Origin of the sequence: Yoonia sp. (assembly GCF_046292185.1) — a bacterium.
In the GTDB taxonomy this organism is placed as follows: Bacteria; Pseudomonadota; Alphaproteobacteria; order Rhodobacterales; family Rhodobacteraceae; genus Yoonia.
Map to the genome: position 1 here is coordinate 18,143 of NZ_JBKBQY010000030.1, position 16,042 is coordinate 34,184.

22 protein-coding genes, 2 tRNA genes and 1 pseudogene are annotated in these 16,042 nt (G+C 59.8%); 10 read left to right on the forward strand and 15 right to left on the reverse strand.

All coding sequences use genetic code 11. The features are described 5' to 3' along the window. Positions 1 to 91 precede the first annotated feature (91 nt). Positions 92 to 292 (forward strand): annotated as a pseudogene (locus ACK4TM_RS07610) (CNNM domain-containing protein); the annotation flags it as partial. A gap of 42 nt (positions 293 to 334) precedes the next feature. Here the strand turns inward: ACK4TM_RS07610 and ACK4TM_RS07615 are convergent. From ACK4TM_RS07615 to ACK4TM_RS07665, 11 genes are all read right to left on the reverse strand, one after another. Continuing rightward, positions 335 to 409 (reverse strand) — tRNA-Phe (locus tag ACK4TM_RS07615). Between the two features lie 75 nt (positions 410 to 484). Next, on the reverse strand, positions 485 to 667 hold the full coding sequence (locus ACK4TM_RS07620; protein WP_409699164.1) for a DNA gyrase inhibitor YacG: 183 nt from the start codon (positions 665 to 667) through the stop codon (positions 485 to 487). Then, entirely contained in the window at positions 667 to 1,701 is a 1,035-nt protein-coding gene (locus ACK4TM_RS07625; RefSeq protein WP_409699167.1) for a ribonuclease E/G, read from the reverse strand. The genes ACK4TM_RS07620 and ACK4TM_RS07625 overlap by 1 nt, the downstream gene beginning before the upstream one ends. After that, on the reverse strand, positions 1,698 to 2,303 hold the full coding sequence (locus tag ACK4TM_RS07630) for a Maf family protein (RefSeq protein WP_409699170.1): 606 nt from the start codon (positions 2,301 to 2,303) through the stop codon (positions 1,698 to 1,700). The genes ACK4TM_RS07625 and ACK4TM_RS07630 overlap by 4 nt, the downstream gene beginning before the upstream one ends. Positions 2,304 to 2,386: 83 nt before the next feature. Continuing rightward, positions 2,387 to 2,605 carry a translation initiation factor IF-1 gene (gene infA, locus ACK4TM_RS07635; protein WP_007205486.1) on the reverse strand — a complete coding sequence of 73 codons (219 nt, stop codon included), beginning with the start codon at positions 2,603 to 2,605 and terminating at the stop codon, positions 2,387 to 2,389. A gap of 106 nt (positions 2,606 to 2,711) precedes the next feature. Further along, positions 2,712 to 3,194 (reverse strand): low molecular weight phosphatase family protein, encoded by a 483-nt coding sequence (locus tag ACK4TM_RS07640; protein ID WP_409699177.1) that lies wholly within the window; start codon positions 3,192 to 3,194, stop codon positions 2,712 to 2,714. A 1-nt stretch (position 3,195) separates the two neighbouring features. Next, the gene (locus ACK4TM_RS07645; RefSeq protein ID WP_409699180.1) at positions 3,196 to 3,675 is read right to left on the reverse strand and encodes a UPF0262 family protein; all 480 of its coding nucleotides are present in this window, start codon (positions 3,673 to 3,675) and stop codon (positions 3,196 to 3,198) included. Position 3,676: 1 nt separating this feature from the next. Continuing rightward, complete coding sequence (gene hisD / locus ACK4TM_RS07650) at positions 3,677 to 4,984, reverse strand: histidinol dehydrogenase (RefSeq protein ID WP_409699183.1); 1,308 nt, start codon at positions 4,982 to 4,984, stop codon at positions 3,677 to 3,679. A gap of 56 nt (positions 4,985 to 5,040) precedes the next feature. Beyond that, entirely contained in the window at positions 5,041 to 5,502 is a 462-nt protein-coding gene (locus ACK4TM_RS07655; protein ID WP_409699186.1) for a DUF2948 family protein, read from the reverse strand. Further along, positions 5,499 to 6,764, reverse strand: coding sequence for a UDP-N-acetylglucosamine 1-carboxyvinyltransferase (murA, locus tag ACK4TM_RS07660; protein WP_409699189.1), 1,266 nt, complete (start codon positions 6,762 to 6,764; stop codon positions 5,499 to 5,501). The genes ACK4TM_RS07655 and murA overlap by 4 nt, the downstream gene beginning before the upstream one ends. Positions 6,765 to 6,770: 6 nt before the next feature. Further along, the gene (locus ACK4TM_RS07665; RefSeq protein WP_409699192.1) at positions 6,771 to 6,920 is read right to left on the reverse strand and encodes a hypothetical protein; all 150 of its coding nucleotides are present in this window, start codon (positions 6,918 to 6,920) and stop codon (positions 6,771 to 6,773) included. Between the two features lie 85 nt (positions 6,921 to 7,005). On the opposite strand from ACK4TM_RS07665, the gene ACK4TM_RS07670 reads away from it, so the two are divergent. The 4 genes from ACK4TM_RS07670 to ACK4TM_RS07685 all read left to right on the forward strand — a co-directional run bounded on the left by ACK4TM_RS07670 (position 7,006) and on the right by ACK4TM_RS07685 (position 8,944). After that, positions 7,006 to 7,080 (forward strand) — tRNA-Thr (locus ACK4TM_RS07670). Between the two features lie 109 nt (positions 7,081 to 7,189). Then, entirely contained in the window at positions 7,190 to 7,330 is a 141-nt protein-coding gene (locus ACK4TM_RS07675) for a hypothetical protein (protein ID WP_409699195.1), read from the forward strand. A 56-nt stretch (positions 7,331 to 7,386) separates the two neighbouring features. Next, entirely contained in the window at positions 7,387 to 7,782 is a 396-nt protein-coding gene (locus ACK4TM_RS07680; protein WP_409699197.1) for a VOC family protein, read from the forward strand. Positions 7,783 to 7,960: 178 nt separating this feature from the next. Then, positions 7,961 to 8,944 (forward strand): LysM peptidoglycan-binding domain-containing protein, encoded by a 984-nt coding sequence (locus ACK4TM_RS07685; protein WP_409699200.1) that lies wholly within the window; start codon positions 7,961 to 7,963, stop codon positions 8,942 to 8,944. Between the two features lie 9 nt (positions 8,945 to 8,953). Here ACK4TM_RS07685 and ACK4TM_RS07690 read toward each other — a convergent pair whose 3' ends face one another. Further along, positions 8,954 to 10,303, reverse strand: coding sequence for a hypothetical protein (locus ACK4TM_RS07690; RefSeq protein WP_409699203.1), 1,350 nt, complete (start codon positions 10,301 to 10,303; stop codon positions 8,954 to 8,956). Between the two features lie 17 nt (positions 10,304 to 10,320). Then, on the reverse strand, positions 10,321 to 11,268 hold the full coding sequence (locus ACK4TM_RS07695; protein ID WP_409699205.1) for a thymidylate synthase: 948 nt from the start codon (positions 11,266 to 11,268) through the stop codon (positions 10,321 to 10,323). A gap of 106 nt (positions 11,269 to 11,374) precedes the next feature. Between ACK4TM_RS07695 and thyX the strand changes: the two genes are divergently transcribed. The 3 genes from thyX (at position 11,375) to ACK4TM_RS07710 (ending at position 13,720) form a co-directional block, all read left to right on the forward strand. Then, a complete protein-coding gene (gene thyX, locus ACK4TM_RS07700) occupies positions 11,375 to 12,280 on the forward strand; it encodes an FAD-dependent thymidylate synthase (protein WP_409699229.1) in 906 nt (301 codons plus the stop codon). A 37-nt stretch (positions 12,281 to 12,317) separates the two neighbouring features. Then, the gene (locus tag ACK4TM_RS07705; RefSeq protein WP_409699208.1) at positions 12,318 to 13,136 is read left to right on the forward strand and encodes a DUF3800 domain-containing protein; all 819 of its coding nucleotides are present in this window, start codon (positions 12,318 to 12,320) and stop codon (positions 13,134 to 13,136) included. Between the two features lie 263 nt (positions 13,137 to 13,399). Continuing rightward, positions 13,400 to 13,720 (forward strand): arsenate reductase family protein, encoded by a 321-nt coding sequence (locus tag ACK4TM_RS07710; RefSeq protein ID WP_409699211.1) that lies wholly within the window; start codon positions 13,400 to 13,402, stop codon positions 13,718 to 13,720. Here the strand turns inward: ACK4TM_RS07710 and ACK4TM_RS07715 are convergent. Further along, positions 13,717 to 13,926 (reverse strand): cold-shock protein, encoded by a 210-nt coding sequence (locus tag ACK4TM_RS07715; protein WP_409699214.1) that lies wholly within the window; start codon positions 13,924 to 13,926, stop codon positions 13,717 to 13,719. The genes ACK4TM_RS07710 and ACK4TM_RS07715 overlap by 4 nt on opposite strands. A 127-nt stretch (positions 13,927 to 14,053) precedes the next feature. Here ACK4TM_RS07715 and ACK4TM_RS07720 point away from each other — a divergent pair, with 127 nt between their 5' ends. Both ACK4TM_RS07720 and ACK4TM_RS07725 read left to right on the forward strand, forming a co-directional pair. After that, entirely contained in the window at positions 14,054 to 14,386 is a 333-nt protein-coding gene (locus tag ACK4TM_RS07720; protein ID WP_409699217.1) for an arsenate reductase family protein, read from the forward strand. Positions 14,387 to 14,430: 44 nt separating this feature from the next. Further along, positions 14,431 to 14,799, forward strand: a complete 369-nt coding sequence (locus tag ACK4TM_RS07725; RefSeq protein WP_409699220.1) for a hypothetical protein — start codon at positions 14,431 to 14,433, stop codon at positions 14,797 to 14,799. A 17-nt stretch (positions 14,800 to 14,816) separates the two neighbouring features. Here ACK4TM_RS07725 and thrS read toward each other — a convergent pair. Beyond that, positions 14,817 to 16,042 (reverse strand): threonine--tRNA ligase (gene thrS, locus ACK4TM_RS07730; RefSeq protein ID WP_409699223.1); only part of this gene is annotated, 1,226 nt, incomplete at its 5' end.

Below are 16,042 nucleotides of genomic sequence, written 5' to 3' on the forward strand. Positions count from 1 at the left end.
TGATTGAGGCTGCGGTCGATCACCTCTGCCAGCGGCTTGTCAGTTTTCCAATGGGCGAGAGGCTGGGCAGCGTCTGGGATGGCATGTTCCCTCCATTGTCCAGATCGGCATCGCCCTGGTGGGCATCCTCGCCGGTGCGTTTTCGGGTGCCACGCGGGGCGCGCGTTTGGTGGCCACGCTTGTGGTTGCAGGATTATCCTCTGGCGTCGCGCAGCCTTTGGGCGTGGCAATCACTTATCTGTCCTTGATCGTGGGCGAACTGGTCCCAAAACAGATCGCCCTGCGCGCACCGGCCAGCAAGTGAGATATGACCACAAAACTCAGGCTTGTTAAATGGTGCCCGGGGGCGGAATCGAACCACCGACACGAGGATTTTCAATCCACTGCTCTACCCCTGAGCTACCCGGGCACCGGGACGGATATATCCGTCGGGTAGCGCGCTTTTAGACGCAGGGTGCACAGGTGTCCAGAGAGAAAGGCAGCCTTAATGCAGTTTCCCGTCATCGTCTTCGATGGGTGCGGTTTCACCCTCTTCAGCGTCGTCTTGCATGGCAGGAATGGCATAGCTGCCGGTCAGCCATTTGCCCAGATCGACGTCGGCGCAACGCTTGGAACAGAACGGGCGAAAGGCCTTTTCAGTAGGGCGGTCGCAGATCGGGCAGGCCATCAGAGACGCCTCAACAGTTCAGCCGACAGCGGCAGACGCTCGCGCTTGCGCTGCAATTCGAACAGGCCCATTGCGGTCCAGCCGACCAGCGATGTTTCAACGGGATCGTTCTTGAACGACGCGCGCAGGGATTGTTCCACCTGTTTGCGATGCGCTTTTGAGATCGAGACGAAATCCACGCTGATCTGGCCGCCCAGCCCCCGCAGACGCAGGGCGCGGGGCAGGGCGCGGGCGGCGGCCAGATTGGCCTTGAGCGCAGCAGCAGGTGATGTGTCGCTGCCGGTATTCACATCGACCGCAACCAGCGCGCGTGTCGGTTCGACATACATCTGCCCTTCGCCCATCGGCACCAACGGCCCGCCAAGGGCCGCGATCTGCTCCAGCACGTCGCGCGCGGCAAAGCCGCCGGGTTCGGTCACGATCTCGCCCGCGCCCGTCCAGTCGCGCCAGGCCAGCACATGCGGGCTGTCACCTTCTGTCAGCGCCTCAGGCTGGTCGCCGGCGGCGTCCGCCAGCACGGTATCGGCCAGATCCAGCATCGCGCTGATGTCATCGGCAATCTCGGCGGGATCGGCGGTTTCACATGATGACCGCAGGATCAGACCATGCGTGCCTTCATGCACCTCATGCGCGATGGCCAGCAGGCTGTCGCGGATATCCTCATCTACGATCTGGCGGGAAATGTTCAGCCCCGGTTTGCCCGGTGTCACGATGGCATAGCGGCTCTTGAACAGCACCCGGTCGGTAACCGGCACGGCCTTGGCTCCTTCGGCATAACCCGTGACCTGCACCAGCAGTGGCTGACCTTGCCGCAACCCCTTGCCCGCGCGCAGAAACGCTGTGCCGCCTTCGGGCAGCCGCAGCATCATGCCGCCCTGACCCTTGATCGGGCGGTCACAGATCGCACGATAGATCGCACCCGGGCGCGGCGCGTCGGGCTGGTCGATCAGCAGATCGTCAAGCTGGCCATCGACCAGATAGGCCGCGGCTTCCAGCCCGTTGATATGGTCCAGGATGATGCTGCGGCCCTTCATGGGATATCCTTGTAAAGCGGGTAACCGGCGGCTGTCAAAAGTCCCGCGGTTTCGGTCAGGGGCAGGCCCACGATCCCGGTATAGGATCCGTTGATCCACGGGATGAACGCACCGGCAGGCCCTTGGATCGCATAGCCGCCTGCCTTGCCCTGCCAGTCATTGCTGACCAGATAGGCATTCACTTCGGCATCCGAAATCTGTTTGAAAGCCACCGTGCTTTGCACATCGCGCAGCCATGTCTTGTCGCCGCGTTTGACCGCGAGGGCGGTGATGACCTTGTGACGCCGCCCCGACAGCGCGTAAAGAAATGCCGCCGCTTCGCCCGCATCCGCCGGTTTGCCCATGATCCGGCGACCCAGCGCGACGGTGGTGTCGGCGCAAAGCACCACGGTATCCTCACCGGCAGGAATCGCTGCCAGCTTTTCCGCGGCAATCCGTTTGACGTAATCGCGGGGCAGTTCGCCTTTACGCATATCCTCGTCAATATCGGGCGGCTGCACGGCGTCGGGCACCACACCAAGCTGCGCCAACAATTCCAGCCGCCGGGGTGACCCGGATCCGAGGATCAGCCTGAGCGTCTCATCTGGGGGCAGGGTGGTCATAGCTTGAAATCCGCAACCGGGGCGGGGCCGCATTTCGCCTTTGGCAAAACGCTTACCTTTGCTGCGTGAAACAGGGTTTCACGCTATTTGAACCGATAGTTGATCCGACCCTTGGTCAAATCATAAGGGGTCATTTCGACCTGCACCTTGTCGCCTGCCAGAACGCGGATGCGGTTCTTGCGCATCTTGCCTGCCGTATGCGCGATGATCTCATGGCCGTTTTCCAGCTCGACCCGAAACGTCGCGTTTGGCAGCAGTTCTTTCACGACACCTGGGAATTCGAGCAGTTCTTCCTTGGCCATGTGATCTCCTGTATATCTCTTCCGCTGTTTGCGGACCGCTGCTAAATGCGCCTCTGCGCGCCGATTTTCAAGGGGGAATCTGGCGTGGCGGCGAATGGGACCCGCCTTAACCGGCAGGATCGGTGATTGCGGGGCCAAATCGCGCGATCAGCCGGTCGTAAATCTGGTCGCGTGTCTGCCGATACAGGTTCAGCTGCGCCTCGCGGCTGTCGCCAAGGCCGGTGGGGTCAAGCACCGGCCAGTATTCGACGTCAAGGTGAAAAAACTGCGTCAGATCCAGCGCGCGGCGTTGGCTTGCGGGCGACAGTGCCAGCACCAGATCGAAAGATGACAGATCGTCACCCCATTGTTCCATCTCGTCAAAGGACCGGGAGCGGTGACGCGACACCTCGACCCCGATTTCGGCGCAGACGGTGATGGCGAAACCGTCGATTTCCATGTCATTCTTGACGCCGACGGACTGGACATAGCAGCGGGTGCCATAAAGTTTCTTCATGATCCCTTCGGCCATCGGGGATCTGACGGAATTATGATCGCAACAAAACAGCACTGACTGGGGCAGGGGGGCGAATGTGGCGTCTGTCGGCACATCAGCCCCCAAAATGCAGCACACAGATCAGGGTGAACAGCCGTCGCGCGGTGTCATTATCGACGATGGCCTTGCCGTCCAGCCGTTCCTGCAACACCCGCGCGCCTTCGTTATGGATGCCGCGCCGCGCCATATCGATGGTTTCGATTTGGCTGGGCGGCAGTGTTTTCACTGCGTCGAAATAGCTTTCGCAGATCTGGAAATAATCCTTCACCACCTGCCGGAACGGCCCCAGCGACAGATGAAACGCACCTGCCGGGCTGCCATCGTCTTGCTGGATGTCGAACACCAGCCGCTTTTCCCGGATTGATAGGCCCAGTTGGTAAGGGCCGGGCGGTACATCGCGCCCGTCGCGCGGGGGCATGGCAAAGCTGTTGTTTTCCAAAAGATCGAACAGCGCGACCTTGCGTTCCTGATCAATCTCTGGCGTTGGCGCAGGCAGGCCGCTGTCGTCAAGGATGATATTGAAGATGCGCGGCATCTCAATCCCCCTGGTTCAGCCGGTCGAGCCGTGCGCGCACGCTCAACCCATGCGCCTGCAGGCTTTCCGATTGTGCCAGCCGTTCGGCGGCAGGGCCGATCGCCGCAAGCGCGTCGGGCGTCATACGCGAAAGGGTCGTACGTTTGATAAAATCCATCACTGATAACCCGCTTGAAAAACGCGCCGATCGGGCCGTCGGCAAAACATGGTTCGGCCCGCCAATGTAGTCACCAATCGCCTCTGGTGTCCAACTGCCAATGAAAATCGCCCCCGCATGGGTGATTTTCGCGGCGAGGTCATCGGCATCACCAGTGCAAAGTTCCAGATGTTCGGGCGCGATCCTGTCCGACAGGGCCACAGCCTCATCCATATCCCTCACGGTGATGATCGCGCCGAAATCGCGCCAACTGGCCCCGGCAATCGCACGGCGTTCCAGCGTTTGCAGCCGCTTGTCCACGGCCTGCGCCACCTTGCGACCGAACGCGGCATCATCGGTGATCAGCAAGGATTGTGCGCTTTCGTCATGTTCGGCCTGCGACAACAGGTCCAGCGCGATCCAGTCAGGATCATTATCCTTATCCGCGATCACCAGAATTTCCGAAGGCCCGGCGATCATATCAATCCCGACCTTGCCGAACACACGCCGTTTCGCGGCAGCAACAAAGGCATTGCCCGGCCCGGTGATCTTGTCCACCGGCGGAATCGTCTGGGTCCCATAGGCCAATGCCGCAATCGCCTGCGCGCCGCCGATGCGGTAGACTTCATCGACACCCGCGATCTGAGCTGCCATCAGCACCAGAGGATTGGTCAGGCCGTCCGGTGTCGGCACGACAATCGCCAGCCGCTGCACCCCCGCCACCTTGGCCGGGATCGCATTCATCAGCACCGATGACGGATAACTGGCAAGCCCCCCCGGCACGTAAAGCCCCGCCGCCGACACCGGCGTCCAGCGCCAGCCAAGCGTTGCACCCGCGTCATCGGTCCATTGCGCATCTTCCGGCATCTGGCGGCTGTGATAGGTCCGGATACGATCCGCGGCGAGTTCCAATGCAGCGCGGTCCTCGTCCGATACCAGCGCACATTCGGCGGCGATTTCTGCGGGGGTGAAGCGCATCCTGTCCGGCGTCAGGTCCAGCCGGTCAAAGCGGGAGGTCAGTTCAATCACCGCCGCATCGCCGCGCGCGCGCACATCGGCAATGATCTCTGCCACGATATGATCCACATCGGGGCTGTCTTCGCGTTTCGCCCCCAGAAGGGCGGTAAAGCGGGCCTCGAAATCGGGATCGGTCGTGGACAGGAATTGCGGCATGGAAATCTCCTCTATCGCAGAGGACATAGCGGGGTCACCGCGCCGCTTCAATGGTATCAGTCGGGGTGACGGGGTGCCTTGCCTGACGGTGCTGCATAAGGCTGGGTCACATCGCGCAAAAGAACCTCCAAAGCTTCGACCTGCAGCGCGATGGCACCGTCACCGGCCAGCGTCAGTTCAACCCTGCCTGCGCCATCCGTGGCCCGCGTGAAAGAGATCGACAGCAGCGAACAGACAAGATCGGCATCCGCCTTGTCGATGCCCTGGCTTTGCACCGCCATCACATCCTCGAAGGCCAGCACGGATTGCACGCGTTCGGCACTTTGCGCACCGTCCTCCCAGCGAAACCGATTGATCAACAGCGCAAAGCGCCGCGCCCTGCGGTCCCAGCGCATTTCCTTGACCGGAAAAACCGCATCCTGTGTGATTGCTGCGATTACCGCCAGATCATCTCCGTCCAGCGCGCGCAGGCGCAGCGGTCTGGCGGCACCATCCTTGAAACTGGCGTCGCGGGTCATGCCGGCACCCGTTCGATATCGGCACCAACGGCGCGCAGCTTTTCCTCGACATGCTCATATCCGCGATCAAGGTGGTAAACCCGACTGACCAGCGTTTCACCTTCCGCCGCCAACCCGGCAAGGATCAGCGACACCGAGGCGCGCAGATCGGTCGCCATCACCGGCGCACCTTTGAGACGGTCCACTCCCGTGACGGTGGCGGTGCCGCCCTGCACGTCTATCCGCGCTCCCATGCGGATCAGTTCAGGGGCATGCATGAAGCGGTTTTCGAAAATCTTTTCCTCCAGCACCGATGTGCCGTCTGCGGTGCAAAGCATCGCCATCATCTGCGCCTGCAGATCGGTGGGGAAACCGGGGAACACGGCCGTGGTGACATCGACGGCACGCGCGCGGCTGCCATTGCGTTTGACCAAAATACCATCCGGGGTTTCCGTTACATCCACACCCGCCTCGGACAGTTTTTCGGCGAAAGAACCGACCAGTTCCATGCGACCGCCCAGACATTCCACCTCACCGCCGGCAAAGACCGGGGCGAGCATATAGGTGCCGAGTTCGATCCGGTCGGTCACCACCGGATGGGTCGCTGCACCCAGACGATCCACGCCGTCAATCGTGATCGTGCTGGTGCCTTCGCCTTCGATCTGCGCGCCCATGCGGCGCAGACATCGCGCAAGGTCCACGATCTCCGGCTCACGCGCGGCGTTTTCAATGATCGTGGTGCCCTTGGCGAGTGTCGCGGCCATCAGCACATTCTCGGTCGCGCCGACCGAGGCGAAGCGCAGCGCCACCCGCGCGCCTTTCAGCCCGCCTTTGGCGGTGGCATGCAGATAGCCGTCCTTCAGTTCAATCGTGGCACCCATGGTTTCAAGCGCCGTAACATGAATGTCCATCGGCCGAGCACCGATGGCACAGCCGCCGGGCAAGGACACAATCGCCTGATGATGCCGCGCCAGCAGCGGCCCCAGCACCAGATTGGACGCGCGCATCTTGCGCACAATCTCATAATCGGCACGGGTGGATGTCATTGCATGCGAAGACAACACCTGCACCTTGCCGTCCTGCAGGGCGGTGACTTCGACGCCCAGGGATTGCAGCAGTGCCGTCATCGTCTTGATATCGGACAGGCGCGGCGCATTGGTCAGGGTCAGCGGCTCTTCGGACAACAGCGTCGCGGGCATCAGCGCCAGGGCGGCATTCTTGGCCCCCGCAATTTGAATTTTTCCCTGCAGCGTTGCGCCGCCTTTGACCAAAATCGAATCCATGCTGCTTTATTCTTTCTGTTTGCTGCCCGCTGCTGCGGCCTTTGCGCGCGCCTGCGCCTTGCGTTTGGCCATATTGGCCTTCAGCGCCGCTTTCAACCGTTCTTCACGGGGTGTCGCGGGCCGGGCGGGTTGCGGCTTGTCGTTTTTGTTGTCCATGCGGTGTGATATCAAGCCACGCAAAAACCGTCCAGAGAGGGCTTGCACCAGCCCGCGATTGCCGCTAATCCCCCGCCTCACGGATGCTGTGGTAGCTCAGTGGCAGAGCACACCCTTGGTAAGGGTGAGGTCGAGAGTTCAATCCTCTCTCACAGCACCATATTTTTGCTTTTGACTTCAAAAAGATAGCCGCTATCAAGGGGTTAGGTTGGCTTCGGTGTTTCACCGCAAATTGCCCTCATCGTCGCAAATATAGAAGGTCGGACAGAATGAACCGCAATACAGCTTATCTTTTGATCGTCGTGCTTGCCGTGGCCGTCGCAGTCTTCGGATATCTTTACTATCAGGAATCCCAAAGCGGTGTGACCATCGAGGTTGGCGAACAGGGCATTTCGATTGAAGGCAATTGAGCCCGGCGCGATTTTTGCATAAAACTGCATGAGAGCGGGCAACCGGAGAAACGCAGATGGCCAAAGCAATTCACGCAATGCTGCGCGTGCTGGACGAGCCGCGTTCACGCGCGTTCTACAAGACCGCCTTTGACCTCGACCTCGCCGAGCGTCTGGATTTTGACAGCTTTACCCTGATTTACCTCTCCAACCCTGAAACCGGTTTCGAGGTGGAGCTGACCGTCAACAAGGGGCGCAAAGAACCTTACAATCTGGGTGATGGCTATGGCCATCTGGCATTCTCGGTCGATGATCTGGACGCCGAACACACCCGGATGACCAAAGCAGGGCTGAATCCCCGCGACATCGTGGAATTCGCGCCTGCGGGCGATGTGATCGCACGGTTCTTCTTTGTCGCGGACCCGGACGGCTATCAGATCGAGGTGCTGCAACGCGGCGGTCGCTACCTGTAGCAAAGCCGCGGCGATACGGAATGATCCGGCCTTGTCGGACCCACAGACATCTCTTTTCTTTCCCCATCAGGGTGCAGTGTTATTCGCTAGCAAGGCGCTGATATTGCGTGTTTGGAGGTCCGGATGCTCCTTGAGGGAAAGGCCGTCTGGTTTGTCTATCTGAAAAGGGAATGAGATCATGTTGCGATTTGGTCGTGGGAGTGCGGGGCGTTCCGCTGCGGGTATCCGCGCCGTGTTGGGTGTTACGGCATTCGCCGCCGCATGCGCCGTCTTTGCGCCCCCTGCCATGGCGGCGAACCCGGCCTGCGGCGATGCGATCAGGATCACCCCCGGCGACACGCTGCTGCGGGTTGCCAGCTATTGCAACACGACGATTCCCGCGCTGATGGCCGCGAACCCGCAAATCACCGAGCCGAACCGGCTGTTCGTCGGGCAGCTTGTCTATATGCCGGGGCTTAACACGACCGTGCCGGTCCACCGCCCACCCGTGGCGGCTGCGCCTGCGAACAATTGGGGGCAGGGGGCCTTTTCGCGCTGCGGTGCATCGGTGCAGGTACGCCCCGGCGACACATTCAGCGGCATTGCCCAGCGCTGCGGGGTAACAGTCGCGCAACTGCGCGCGGAAAATCCACAGCTGCGCGATCCGAACTTCATCTTTTCCGGCATGACCTTACGGGTGCCGTCGTCGCTGGCACCGCAGCCGGCGCGGCCAGCCCCCTTGCCCGTCGCGCAGAACCTGCGCATCACCGGGACGATCACCAGCGAAGGTGTCACCTGTCAGGCCCTGCGCGGAGATGACGGGACGCTCTACACGATTGCGGGTACCGCCACGCGCCCCCTGCGCGCCGGTGACAGGGTCGAAGTGACCGGCACCCGTGCGGCCTCTGCGCTGTGCCAGCAGGGGGTGCCGATCAGCGCCAGCCAGATCCTGCTGCTGGATGCTGCCGTCCGGCCAGGGATCGACGTGACCGGCACGATCACACGCGAAGGCGTCACCTGCACCGCCCTGCGCGGCGATGACGGGCGGCTATATACCATTGCCGGCCAGACCGGAGAATTTCAGCCCGGCGACAGAGTGCGCGTCACCGGCGATGTAGCGCAGATGTCGTTCTGCCAGCAAGGCACCACGGTGAACGTCCGGTCGATCCGTTCCGCCTGGTAGTGCGGCGGTTCAGAATTCCGACCGGATCGTCAGCCCGGCCGAGACAGCATCGCGGGTGAAGCGGCTGACATTGCTGTCGGTGTGCTGCGCGGTGACCGACAACTCCGGGGTGAACCCGGCATAGGTCACTTGGGGAAAGCCGATGTTGACGCTGTAGAAATGGCTTGTGTCGCGGCGACCACCGTCCCCGGACACAAACAACCTGTAGTCGGGATAATCCGCCCAGGTGATCCCCGCCCCGACGTTCAGCGACATCGGCCCGATCTGTTCTGCCCAGGCGTAGCTGCCTTGAAGCGTCCACTCCTCTGACTGGTAGCCGGGATTTGCGGACCTGCTGTCGGCAATGCCGATACTGGCGCGGACCACGTCCCCCGAGGAGAGGCGATAGGCAAGCGCCGCGCTGGCCGTATTGCGGCGCACCTGCCCAATCGTCGTTTCTTCGTAATCCGCCAGATCACGCCCCAGTGACAGCGTGACTTCGGTATCCGAACCGACAGGGATACGCCGGTCAAGCCCGAACCGAAGGCTGTCATAATACCGGGCTTCCGTCGCGGTTTCGTCGTTGTTCAATTTGCGATAGGTGACCCGAGCATAGGCCAGATGCCCGCTGATGCTGCCGGTCGTCAGCGCATGGTCATGGCGCAGGTTCAGCTGGGCCACGTCGGTGTCAAAGGCCCTGTCCGGGATCGAGACCTCATCTGTGATCCATACACGGCCAAGCTGATATTGCCCGCCGATCTGGGTGCGGCTGGCGGGGCTTTCGCGCAGGCGATAACTGACGCCAAGCCCAAGCGATGCGCGCCAGCCCGCCTGCGGCAAGGCCGCCTCGGAAAATGTTCCGGTCCAGCCGCCGAAGTCTGGCACATTGGCGTCAGAGGTGCCCCCGTTCACATTGGATGACGGGGTCAGTGTCGCCGAAACGTCAAACGCCCACGGATTCATCTGTTTCACCAGACGGGCATCGGCAAGCGTCTGGGCACGGTCGGCGTCACCCGGCGCGGCGATCAGGGCGCGGCGCAGCCAGAACGTCGCCAGCGTGAATCGCTGTTCATTGGTCGCAGCAAGCGCGGTCAGGCGCGCAGCCTCATAGCGTTGAGCATCGGTCTGCGACAGCGCGAAGGCGCGCGCGCCCGCGATCCGGCCCGCGCGGGCATCCCCCTGTTGCGGCGCGGCTGCGGCAAGGATAGCCAGGGCGTCGCGGTCATCGGGCAACTGGGCAAGGATCGCCTGCGCGATATCGCGTGCGAGCGCGCTGTCGCCCGCGAACAATGCCTGCGTTGCGATCGCGCGGGCTTCGGAGATCGAGAGGTCGATGGATGTTTGCGCCTCGGCGACGCTCCCAAGAAGGCAGACTGCCAAGGCGATGATCCTAAGTATCACTGATCGTTGACGATATCGCACACCGCGGATCCGCCCGTCGCCCCACAGCGACCGAGGACAAAAATGCCGATCTCATCTTCATTATTGACACCCGGCACGAAATCACCGGTAAGGCGGATCGCCCCTGCAACTGAGGATGCGTTCGTCCCGCCAAAGGTCCCCGCATAACTGCCAATACCAGATTCACCGCGGTTCTCTGCCACACCTGCAAATGACCCGTTGGTCAGGATTTCAGTTGGAACCAAAAAGACGGTATCCAGAACCACCCCGGTGCCATCTTCATAAACCCGATTGTAGATCGCGCCATTTACCCTGTTCGTCGCGAAGCTGGCATTCAGAAACACATCTCCTGACACCCGCCCGGCACGCAGCGGCAAAATGTCATCATTTGTGTCGGGCAAAGGCAATACCGGGGTGGATAGGTTAATCAGGCCGGCATATTTGCCCGCATAGCTGACAATACCCTCAGTCGGGGCACTATAGGCGCCGGTCTGCCGATATGTTGCACCACCAAAGAACTTGGTGAATTGACCACCGTCGGCAACGACAACGGCTTGCACTGACCCATCTGCGGATTCATTTGCGAACCCTGTAAAGTACCGGTTCAGCGGGTTGTTTTGCGTGGTAAAGGCCAGATACCCGGGAAGATCATAGTCCGGATTACGGTCATAGACTGCATCTACCAGCCCCGCATCCAAAGTGATTGACACGGTCAGGCTTTCAGGACCGCTCGCGAAGGTTGCGGCATCGAGGTTATTGGCAATCTCGGTGGCGATGTCGACATCGGGTTCTGGTGCGGTGGTGCTCCCCCCATCGTCACCGCCCACGCCTTCGCAGGCGGCAAGCGCTGCCACGGCCATCACGGCACAAATCAATCTGGTCACGGCACCGGCCTCTGCTTGTTTGTTTCGACCGACAATTTCGTCGCGCCGTGCGGCTGTCAACGCGCATCCTTTGACAGAGCCGGATTGTTTGGCATCTATGGAGGTTTTGCCACACCACCGCTTTGCCTATAGTGGCGCAACAGAATCCCCCGAACCGGAGAACACGATGCCCATCACCCCCGACCAGCAGGCCGAAATCGACACTTTGCGCGCCAACCCACAACCCACCCTGCGCGCCGTGGCTCCGGGGATGGAGGCACATCTTTACAAGGCCTATGACGTGCTGGACCACGGCTTTGTTCGGGTAATCGATTACATGGGCGATGATGCGGCGATCTGTCAGGCGGCGCGTGTCAGTTACGGGCGCGGCACCAAATCGGTGCAGAATGATGAAGGGCTGATCCGCTATCTGATGCGGCACTGGCATTCGACCCCATTCGAGATGTGCGAGATCAAGCTGCATGTGAAACTGCCGGTCTTTGTTGCGCGGCAATGGATCCGGCACCGGACGGCGAATGTGAATGAATATTCCGCACGCTATTCGATCCTTGACCGCGAATTCTATATCCCGCAGCCCGAACATCTGGCCGCGCAATCGGTGATCAACAATCAGGGCCGGGGTGAGGCGCTGACCGGCGACGAGGCGGCGCGCGTGCTGGCCTATCTCAAAGACGATGCCGCGCGGTGTTATGACCATTACGCCGAGATGATCAGCGATGACGGCCAGCAGGGGCTGGCGCGCGAACTGGCGCGGATGAACCTGCCTGCCAATATCTATACGCAATGGTATTGGAAGGTCGATCTGCACAACCTGTTCCATTTCTTGCGGCTGCGCGCCGACAGCCATGCACAATACGAAATCCGGGTTTATGCGGAGGAAATCTGCAACCTGGTCGCCGACTGGGTGCCTGCGGCCTATGGCGCGTTCGAGGATTACCGGATGGGCGGGGCCACCCTGTCGGGTAAGGCGATTGAATGTGTGCGGATGATGCTGAAGGGGGAAGAGGTGACGCAGGAAACGAGCGGCATGAGCAAGGGCGAATGGCGGGAGTTCATGGGGGTTATTGGGTGAAGTTTGGGGGGTGTCGCTTCAACATTGATAGCGTAAAGTGAAATTCAATGTCTATATTGACGAAAGTGGTGAAGCCGGTATCGCCAGGGTGCGTGATGGCTCTTCTACTGGTGCGTCTCCATATTTTGTTATGGCGGCGGTAGTATGTCTGCCAACAGCTGAAGTTCTTGCAAAGAATGCACTTTCTGACGCAAAAGATAGAATTAGAAAGAAAAATTGGAAGCATGCAACTGATCTTGGGCACACGCAGAAAGTTTTCTTGGCGCGTGAAATCAATCGACTTCCCGTTCGTTTCTTTGCGGTAATTTCAAATAAAAAAACTCTCGGAGGTTATAAAACCGATATTCATGGAAGTGCTGATAAATTCTATAACAAGTGTGCCCAATACTTGCTTGAAAATATTTGTTCCTACTTGGCGCCGCACCTGAGTTCTGAGCAAGATTTGAGTGTGTACTTCGAGAGAATGAACCATGATTATGATGCTATGCGGCGGTTTCTTGTAAAAGTAAGAGATAAACCCATATTTCCGCAATCGCGCTCTCTAAAGAACTTAAACCCATTTGGAGTTTCGACCTTGAAGAAGGGTGAGAACGAAATGCTGGATATTGCTGATTTTGTTGCTCACGCGGTATACCAGTGCGCGAATGTCACCGAATCTAATTTTGGAATTCCTGAACCAAGATATTTTCGGGAAATCTCATCAAAATTTGCTGGAGACGAATTAGGTTGCCCTGTGGGCATTGGGTTGAAGTTTATTCACAACTTGAAAAGTATGGGATTTGAGCCGGAGGTTGAGGCTATGTTTCGTGATGTGAAAGTCGTGCCACCGGTCAAAGTAAACTCATCGTCACCGTAGCAACCCATAGGTCGCCGTTCTCTTCGACCCACCCGCACCTTAACACCCCTGCTTGCGCTGTGTCGGGCGGGGCCGGGGTGAACCCCAAACTACGGTTTGTCTTTTCTGCATATCCTTTCTCCCACATCAATGACCTTCCCTGCGGGGAAGATGGCTGTTGAAATGACCGGTTGCGCTGCGCAGGCGGGGGCGGCGATAACGGGCAGGCGTGTGTGCATGATCGCGCATAGGTGTGAACATCGGGTTAAGGCAGAGGACGTTGCATGATATTATATGGCTTGCCCACCTGTTCGGATTGCAAGGCAGCGCTGCGCGCGCTGGCGGATCAGGGCGTGACGTTTCGAGATATCCGTGCAGATCCGCTGAGCGCCGCAGAATGGGCGCCGCTGATCGCGGAATTTGGCGACAATCTGATTGATCGCAAATCGCAGGCCTATCGCAATCTGAATGCCTGGCTGCGGGAATCGGAGACCGAGGCGCAGTTGGACGCGCAGCCAGCGCTGATGGCCCGCCCGGTGATCACGGACGGGGCGCGCTGGACGCTGGGGTGGGGCGAAAAGGCGCAGGCGGTCTGGCTGGGTTAAACGGCCTTGGCCAGATTGCCCGCCATCTTGCGGCCGTCGCGGCCTTCGACCAGATCGAAGGTGACTTTTTCATTGTCCGCCAGCCCTGTCAGCCCGGATTGTTCTACGGCAGAGATATGGACAAAAATATCATTGCCGCCATCATCGGGCGCGATGAACCCGAACCCCTTGGTGGTGTTGAACCATTTTACTGTGCCGTTTGGCATGATCTCTTCTCCTTTTGTCGCAGGCTGGGCCCCGCGACAGGCGGTCTTCCCTTGGCCTTGTAATCCTAGAGTTAAGTGTTTTATCCAAAAGGCAATTGACAGGACGTCGCAGTAAAGAGGATGTGAGATGCGTTTTTTCGGGCTGAAAAGCTGTGACACCTGCCGCAAGGCGTTGGCGGCACTGAAGGCCAAGGGCATCACGCCAGAGGTGATCGACGTGCGTGCGGATGGGCTGAGTGTGGATGATATCACGGCGATCGTGCAGGCCTTTGGCGATCAGGCGATCAACCGGGCGTCGACCACATGGCGCAACCTGCCCGAGGAGGCGCGCACGATGGACAATGCCGCGCTACTGGCCGCGCATCCTACATTGATGAAACGGCCTGTGATCGCGTCGGATGATCATGGCTGGACTATTGGCTGGAAACCGGATGTGCAGGCGAAACACCTTGGCAGTTGATGCGGTTGTGCCTATCTGTCGCGCAACAGGACAAGGAATTGAAGATGCGTAGTGCTGCGGCCGTTTTGGGCCTGATCGCCGGTTTGATCGGGATCGTCGTTGGGATGTTTGGCTATGGTTATGCCGAATTATCCGCCAACCGTGCCGAAGTAGGCGAGATTTTCGGGGTGCTGGAAAACCCCGGTTTCATCCGCTTTGCGAGCTTTATTGCGCCCTTGCTGGCGATTGCGGGCGGGGCGATGGCCAAGACACGCGCGCTGTGGGGCGGCGTCCTGATGCTGCTGGCCTGCGGGTTTTTCTACACCGCTTTCGGATTCAACGTGGGCACGATGTTCCCGATTGGCTTTGCCGGGCTGGGTGGGATACTCGCCATCGCGGCAGGCAAGCCGGATGAGGAAAAGGCGCACTTTTAAAGCGCGCCTTTTCGAGGTTACAGCAGATCAGGGGGCGTGGCGCGGATTTTCAGCTCGGCCACGATGTCGTCCATTGTGACGACGCGGGTCTGGTTTTCGCCAAGCTGGCGGGCGGTGGCGGTGCGTTCTTCGACCTCTCGTGCGCCGATGGCGAGGATCACGGGCACCTTGCCGACGGAATGTTCGCGGACCTTGTAGTTGATCTTTTCGTTGCGTGTATCAACCTCGGCCCGGACACCGGCCTTGGTCAGCGCCGTGGCCAGTTCATGCGCGTAATCGTCTGCGTCGGACACGATTGTGGCGACCACGACCTGACGCGGGGCAAGCCAGAAGGGCAGTTTGCCTGCATGTTCTTCGATCAGGATGCCGATGAACCGTTCGAATGACCCTAAGGTCGCGCGGTGTAGCATGACGGGGCGGTGTTTTTCACCGTCGGTGCCGATATATTCCGCATCCAGCCGTTCGGGCAGGTTTGCGTCGACCTGCAAGGTGCCGCATTGCCAGTTGCGCCCGATGGCGTCGGTCAGGGTGAATTCCAGTTTCGGGCCGTAGAACGCGCCTTCGCCTTCCAGAAGTTCATACTCATAGCCCGCAGCGCGGCAGGCATCGCCAAGCGCTTTTTCCATCATATCCCAAGTCTCATCCGAGCCGATCCGCTGTTCAGGGCGGGTGGAGAGTTTGATGGTCCAGTCATGGAAGCCGAGATCGGCGTAGATTTTTGACAGAAACGCAATAAATCGGGCTGTTTCGGGTTCGATCTGGTCTTCGCGGCAGAAGATGTGGCCATCATCTTGGGTGAAGCCGCGCACGCGCATGATACCGTGCAAAGCGCCCGAGGGTTCGTAGCGCGCGCAGGACCCGAATTCGGCCATGCGCAAAGGCAAGTCGCGGTAAGATTTCAGGCCCTGATTGAAGATCTGCACATGGCAGGGGCAGTTCATCGGCTTCAGCGCGTTGACCGCTTTTTCGCGGGCATGTTCTTCGTCCACTTCGACGATGAACATGTTTTCCTGATATTTGTCCCAGTGACCCGAGGCTTCCCAGAGCTTGCGATCCACGACCTGGGGTGTGTTCACCTCGACATAGCCACCGGCGCGCTGGCGGCGGCGCATGTAATCCTGCAATTCGGTATAGATCGTCCAGCCGTTGGGGTGCCAGAAGACCTGACCGGGGGCCTCTTCCTGCATGTGGAACAGGTTCATTTCGCGGCCCAGTTTGCGGTGGTCGCGTTTTGCGGCCTCTT